Here is a 7,257-nt window from a genome sequence, read left to right on the forward strand (position 1 = left end):
GCTTATCAGTGAGCGAGGAGAATTTGGAAAACAGGGCTTTTGCAGACATCGAAAGACAGGAAAAACCCTGATTATACAGGCTGTTTCTTGATGGCGCTGTTCAATTGGTGATCATGTTTTTGCCCTGCAGTCAACCCTTCTGCAACAAGGATGTGCGCGTATGCGCTCAGGAAAGCTGCAACATCTCTGGCTTGATTCTGCCATGATTCTGTCATGGGGGTTGGTCGGGTCTCTTCGAACTGTTTCAGCAAAATATTCAGGATAAGGCCAGCTTGTTTCTTTTCTTCCTGAAAAGCGGTTCTTGTTTTCAGTTTTGGCTTCCGTCCTAAGGCAAGTTCAAGTCCTCTTAATAGTTGTGTTTTGGCCATTGATAAATCCCCTTGCTCAAAACACCACCAGCCATGAGAGTGAAGTAACCATAGATCGTCAGGGTATTCTTGAAGAATACGGGAAAATTCCATGGATATTTGTTCTTCATCAAAGGCTTCCGATGGGTTACGTTTGAACTGGTCAATCATGCTGTTCAACATATAAAAACAACTGATTTCATCTGGTATCACTTCTTTCGGCTCTCTGGGTACTGCCCCGTCGTCACTTGAACCCAATGAGGCTTCTGATTCAAATGCCAGTTTCTGCGTTTTAACGATGATGTCTTTATCTTCTGGTGGAGTAACTGGCTTGTCTTGAAACTGATCTGTTAATGGTGGTTCTGGGCTAGCACATACCGTTTGCTTACTGGATTTTCTGGATATCAGTTTTTCTTGTAAGGCTTCTAAAGAGCATACTTCAGCCCGAATTCCATAGTAGGCGGCTTCGTGTAGACAGTTCTTATCTCTATAAAATTGCTCCGCTGCCAGAAGGCAGGTAGCAGCCTCTGTTTTATCACCTAATGCGATTAATATGTCATAAATTTCCTGGAAGACGGGGGTCTCCCTTTTCAGAGATAGATTATAAAGTTCCAGTGCTTTTAGGTAATCACCTTTCTTATGCGCTATACGCGCCATATAGTAGTCAAACAAGGCAGTGTTCTTTTCTTGTAGGAGTCGAATGTCTGATGCTGCAGAATCATATCGATTCATTTCAATATGCTTGTGAGCAGACATACAAGCCAGTGTCTCCAGATGAAAAGAGTAACCTGATTTTACAATTTCGGCTACTTCATGATCGATATCCCAGTTTGACTGGTGCTTGATTTTCAGAAGGCCATTCATCATTTCATAATTCACTGGTGAGTCTGAGCAAAAGCTTGTCCAGGCGTGATCAGGCTGCTGCTCTTTTGGCAATGCATTCATCAGAGTGCTATAGGCTTTCTCTGAATTAAAGCAGGGGAGTATAGTCATTCCCTCTTTTTGTGGGTTGAATCTTTTCATACCAAGATACAGTCCAACCAGAAACATAGATTCAGAAACATCAACTCGGGATCTATCTTTTTGAAGTGCTTCAAAGTTATGGATAGACTCTATATAGTACCCATTCATTATTTCTATATGTGCTCTGGCTTTTTTTGACCTGAAATGAAGGTCGGGGAGGTTCTGAGAAATAGCGTTAAGAAGAAAGTCGACTTCATTAAGATCTTTTATTGATTCTGTATACTTTTTTTCATCAATGCCTTTTTTTCTACAGTCTTTTATCATTGCGCTCAATATTTTGGGAATAGCTACTGTCCTTTTCATTAATTCATATTGTCTTGATAATGAAGCTTGTTCTTGCTTCTTTTTTTCTTTTTCCCATCTTCTCTGCTGTTTTTTAATTGTTTTCTTTTTGACTTTGGGTCCCCGGTGATGAAAATGTGATCGGAGGCTTTCACTGGCACTTTCCTGTGATGGGTTACTCCCTTCTTCCTCGGTTTCTTTCATGGACTGAATGTACTTGAAAAGGGCTGTTGCTTCAGGATCACCTTGGATCTCCATTTGAATCTCCATTTCAGAGGGGGCATCTTTTTTTCTGTATAACTCAATTAATTCCCTGGCTTGTTCGGAAAGCTGATCTTCAGTAAGAAAAAGAGGTGCCTCCACTTTTACTGCCATTGTTTTGTGGCTTACCTTCCGCATTCTCATACTTTTACCGCCCTCTGAGTCAACGCTCCAGCTTTCCTTTTGATGGGAAGTTATTGGTGCTTTGGCCGGTTGTTTACGGATTGCCCCTCCTTCCTTACTAAGGGGTGGCATCTCTATAGAAGAAGCATAAGGTGCTTCTGAAAGGCGATCCATGTTGAGGCTTCCTATATTAGGTAAAATTGCTTCATGAGGTAATTTCTATCCAAAAGACTTTATTTTTGGAATAAAGTTCCACATTTGGCCAGCACCTTCCGAATATTGATTCAGGTCAATATCCGGCCCCGCAGGGATATTGACCTGACACAAGAGCCCCCCTGGCCGCGGCCCTTATCATCTTTCCACTGTTAAATGACACAGATTTGATGCATGCCGGCCCTTTTACCTCCGGCATATCCCCTTGTTATTGCTGTGGAAATACCATGGATCTAGTCGAGCTTGTCCGCCAGGCCGGGGTGGTGGGTGCCGGTGGTGCCGGTTTTCCCACCCATGTCAAACTCAATGCTGAAGCGGAATACCTGATTATCAATGCCGCCGAGTGCGAACCTTTGCTGCAGACCGATCAGTTTCTGATGCGCGAGCGGGCGGCAGAATTGATTGGCGGTATTCTGCTGACCAAAGCCCAGGTGAAAGCCAGAAAGGCCGTGATTGCGGTTAAGGGAAAGTACGTCAGGGAAGTGGCCAGTCTTCGGGAAACCATTGAGCGCCTGGAGGCGGAGGTGGAGATCCATGATCTCCAGAATTTCTATCCCGCCGGTGATGAGCAGATGACGGTGTTTGAAGTCACCGGTCGTTCAGTACCGCCGGGTGGTATTCCCCTGAATGTGGGCTGTGTGGTCTCCAATGTCATGACCATGATCAATGTGTTTGAGGCCAGCCAGAATCAGCCGGTCACGGAAAAGTACGTGTCGGTGCTCGGGGAAGTCAGGGAACCCCGGTTGATCAAGGTGCCTGTAGGTACCTCCTTTGAAGCCTGCCTGGAAGCGGCTGGGGGAACCACCATCAGCAATTTCTGCGTTATTCGCGGTGGCCCCATGATGGGCGGCATGATTGACCAGGAACAGTTGCCGGGCATGTCCATCACCAAAACCGATGGAGCCCTGATCGTCATTCCTGCTGATCATTATCTGGTCAGTCGTGCGAACGAGACCGACACCCAGATCATCAATCGGGCAAGAGCCTGCATACAGTGTGGCTTCTGTACGGAACAGTGTCCCCGTTATTTGATTGGCCACCCGCTGCACCCCCACAAGATGATGAATGCCGTGAAGTATGCAGAGGATTTGAATGAGTCCCACAGTGAAGCATTGCTGTGCTGCGGTTGTGGGGTTTGTGAAATGTACTCCTGCCCTATGGGCATTTCCCCCCGCAAGGTGAATTTCTATATCGCTGGCAAACTCCGGGAAAAAGGCATTCGCTATCAGCACGATGGCAGTGACGTCATTGCCCGGGATGGCAGAGAGTTCCGCAAAGTCCCTCCTGCCAGGCTGATCTCAAGGCTCGATTTGAACGACTATGACCATCAGCCCCTTCATGAGTTCCAGGCAGTGGACAGCGACAGGGTCCGTCTTTCCATGTGGCAGCACATTGGTGCAGGCAGTGAGCCGGTAGTGAAGGTGGGTGACCGGGTGGAAAAAGGGCAGCTGATTGGTGCGATCCCGGAAGGCAAGCTGGGTTCGATGATCCATGCCAGTATCTGTGGCCAGGTGGTTGATGTGAATGAAAACCAGGTAGTGATTGCCCGGGAGCAGGCGTTATGAGCAAAGCATTGGGATTGCTGGAATTCACCAGTATTGCAAAAGGGATGGAAGCCGCGGACGCCATGACCAAAGCGGCGGACATCCGGCTTGAAGAAGCCAAAACCATCTGCCCTGGAAAATATCTGATCATCGTGTCCGGTGATGTGGCTGCCGTCAGAGCCTCGGTGGAGGCGGGTGAAGAGGTCGGCCGTCAGACCATTGTCGACCGGTTGCTGATTGCCAATATCCATGAAGAACTGCTGGCCGGGCTCAGTGGTTCGAACGACATCAGTCAGGTGAATGCGGTGGGGGTTCTGGAGTTCTTCAGCGTGGCCTCTGCGGTGATCGCTGCTGACGCTGCTGCCAAGGCGGCGGATGTGAAAATGATTGAGGTGCGTCTGGCTATGGCCATTGGTGGTAAGTCGTTCATTGTCATGACCGGCGAGTTATCCGCCGTCAATGCCGGAGTGGACTCCGGGGTGATGGCGGCCAGTGAAGCGGGAATGCTGATTGGTAAAACAGTAATTCCGTCACCGACCAGAGCGTTTTTCCAGAAGCTGCTTTGATCAGCAGTCTTCAGTGGTAAGAGGTAAACGGCGGGGCACCTGACTCGGGGGAAGAGGGTGCCCCGCCCGTTTTTAAACAGCCATCTCTCTAAAGCTTTTACGGGCTTTATTTAATTGATTAGAAAAAATGAGCAGATGGCTCGGGTTGAGATCCTGAAGTTATTAACCTGGAGGGTAATCCTATGAAATCGGTAAAGTTAGCCGCTGCCTTAATGGCCGGTGCGGCACTGGCTTTGTCTGGCTGTAGTTCGCCGGGCAAAGACTCAGTATCAGAACCTGCGGTTAAATCACCGCCCGGGGTAAAGAACGTCATCATGATGATTGGTGACGGGATGGGGCCACAGCAGGTTGGCCTGCTGGAAACCTATGCCCGGCGTGCGCCCCATTCGATCTATAATGGCCAACCGACCGCCATTGAACAATTAATTGATAAAGGGGTACTGGGTATTTCCAACACCGGCCCCAAAGATAAAATTGTGGTGGATTCAGCCTGTTCAGCCACCCAGCTGGCCACAGGCTATCCGACATTGAGTGAGGTGATTGGGGTTGGCTCTCAAGGTGAATACCTCGAGACCATTGTTGAGAGAGCCCAGAAACTGGGTAAAGCCACCGGCCTGGTGTCTGATACCCGGCTTACTCATGCGACGCCTGCCTCTTTTGCCGCTCATCGCTCCCATCGCAGCATGGAAAATGAAATTGCTGAGGACATGATTCGCATCGGGCCGGATGTCATGTTGTCCGGCGGGCTTCGCCATTTCATTCCGGCTGCTGTTAACGACAAAGGTGCGGTTTACGATGCTATGGTCAAAAAGACCGATCATAGTTTCAGTGTGAGCTCCAAGCGCAGGGATAACCTGAATCTGCTGACCCAGGCGGAACAGTCCGGTTACCAGCTGGCTTTCAACCGGGAGCAGATGAACGCTGCCAGTGGCGATAAACTGCTGGGTCTGTTTGCCAATTCAGGGATGATGGACGGTATTGAATACAATGCCACCAAAAATGATGTGAACCGCACGGAGCCAACCCTGAAAGAAATGACCGCCAAGGCGCTGGATGTGCTTTCTAAAAAAGAAGAAGGCTTTTTCCTGATGGTGGAAGGCGGCCAGATTGACTGGGCGGGCCATGAAAACGATGTGGGTGCGATGCTCCATGACATGGTCAAATTTGATGATGCCATCGGTTATGTGCTTGATTGGGCTGAGCAGCGGGATGACACGTTGGTGATCGTTACTGCAGACCATGAAACCGGCTCTTTTGGCTTCAGCTACAGCATGAAAGATGTGCCTGAGAAGGTTTCCCTGCCAGAGCCCGGTTTTGGGGACGAACCTTACCAGCCCATGTTTAACTTTGTTGACTTGAGTCTTCTGGACCGTATTTTCGCCCAGAGCCGCAGCAACAAGAATATCTGGGGTGACTTCAAGGCCCTGCCGAAAGCGGAGCAGACTCCGGCCCGGCTGGCGGCAATGATGGAACAGCATCATGACTTTAAAGTGACCGAAGCGATGGCGGCCCGGGCCATGGAGCGGGTGGAGAACCGGTTTTATGTAGAAGGTCATGATTACCTGGGCCAGCAGTCCTGGCCGGCGGTGAAAAGCCTGTTTGACTCCTTCTATGTGTATGGCGATGAAACCCACTGGAACCTCATGGGGCATGTACTGGCTGAACAGCAGTATGTTGTGTGGGGAACGGGCACTCATACCAACACTCCGGTGCTGGTGATGGCCTATGGGCCCGATGAAGCCATGCAGGCATTCTCTAAATATCTGACCCATCCTGAAGTGGGCCAGATGGCTAAAGATATGTTGCGTTAAAAGATATAAACCTGAAACCCATAAGGAACCGGTTATGAAGCGGTGGTTGACTGATCAGATGCAGAATAAAGTAGCTGTGGACTCAGAGCCATCGCGCATCATTTCCCTGGTTCCTTCCATGACCGAGTTGTTGTTTGATCTGGGGCTTGGTGACCGGGTTGTCGGGGTTACCCGTTACTGCGTCCATCCAGAGAATGCCCGTGGTGACAAAATCATTATTGGTGGCCCGAAAGGGTTTGATTTTGATGCTATTGACCGGCTCAAGCCAGATTTGATTCTGGGCAACAAGGAAGAAAATTACAAAGAGGGCATTGAACGGCTTCAACAGCAATACCCGGTCTGGCTCTGTGATATTCAAACCCTTGATGACGCCCTGAATATGATTGCATCGGTTGGTGAGCTGACGGGTACTGAGGAAGCAGCGCTCCATCTTGTATCTGAAATCCAGGAAAAGATGACCCGCCTTATGACCCGGAAGGTGGAAGGAAAAGCGCTCAGAGTAGCTTATTTGATCTGGAGAAAACCCTGGCGGGTGGCTGCAGGTAATACCTTTATCAATGAAATACTGAACCTGTGCGGGATGGAAAATGTCTTTGGGGATCTTGACCGCTATCCAGAAGTGACCGTTGAGCAATTGCTCCAGGCCGCTCCAGATAGACTGCTATTGTCTTCAGAGCCTTACCCTTTCCGTGATCGGCATGCTCAGGAGCTGAAGAACGCTGGGGTCAACGCCTCCTGCCAGTTTGTGGATGGTGAGATGTTCTGCTGGACCGGCAGCCGGTTGAACCTGGCTGCTGATTATTTTATGTGGTTGTTTACATCTCTGGACAAGCGGTGAACCACTTTCGGTGTTTTGACATATCGAAGCTTCACCATTAAGTTGTGACAATACCTTTAGACAGAACCTCTCCCTTGCTATTTTTGAAGCCGGGCCAAACGGGTTGCTTAACGGTTCTATTGGGCGCTGTTCAAATTAAGTGTTGCTCTACCCAATGTATAGAAACTTGATCTAAAAAAGCCTCCTCTGAGAAGAGTTGAGTTTTAAGAAACCTTTTCCACCCGAGGTAACGAGACAGGTATTTTGTTG

The 7,257-nt window shown here is 49.0% G+C and carries 5 protein-coding genes; 4 read left to right on the top strand and 1 reads right to left on the bottom strand.

Annotated elements, in window-relative coordinates; all coding sequences use genetic code 11:
• Positions 1-71: 71 nt before the first annotated feature.
• Complete coding sequence (locus ACNRUY_RS25370; RefSeq protein ID WP_488114457.1) at positions 72-2,210, bottom strand: hypothetical protein; 2,139 nt, start codon at positions 2,208-2,210, stop codon at positions 72-74.
• 266 nt (positions 2,211-2,476) lie between these two features.
• Between ACNRUY_RS25370 and ACNRUY_RS25375 the strand changes: the two genes are divergently transcribed.
• The 4 genes from ACNRUY_RS25375 (at position 2,477) to ACNRUY_RS25390 (ending at position 7,008) form a co-directional block, all read left to right on the top strand.
• Positions 2,477-3,814 (top strand): 4Fe-4S dicluster domain-containing protein, encoded by a 1,338-nt coding sequence (locus ACNRUY_RS25375; protein WP_488114458.1) that lies wholly within the window; start codon positions 2,477-2,479, stop codon positions 3,812-3,814.
• Entirely contained in the window at positions 3,811-4,359 is a 549-nt protein-coding gene (locus ACNRUY_RS25380) for a BMC domain-containing protein (protein ID WP_488114459.1), read from the top strand. Before ACNRUY_RS25375 ends, ACNRUY_RS25380 begins: the two co-directional genes overlap by 4 nt.
• Positions 4,360-4,541: 182 nt before the next feature.
• On the top strand, positions 4,542-6,170 hold the full coding sequence (locus ACNRUY_RS25385) for an alkaline phosphatase (protein ID WP_488114460.1): 1,629 nt from the start codon (positions 4,542-4,544) through the stop codon (positions 6,168-6,170).
• A 34-nt stretch (positions 6,171-6,204) separates the two neighbouring features.
• Positions 6,205-7,008: a helical backbone metal receptor gene (locus ACNRUY_RS25390; RefSeq protein WP_488114461.1), complete on the top strand. Its 804-nt coding sequence runs from the start codon at positions 6,205-6,207 to the stop codon at positions 7,006-7,008.
• Positions 7,009-7,257: the final 249 nt, after the last annotated feature.

This window comes from Endozoicomonas sp. Z74, from assembly GCF_057680865.1.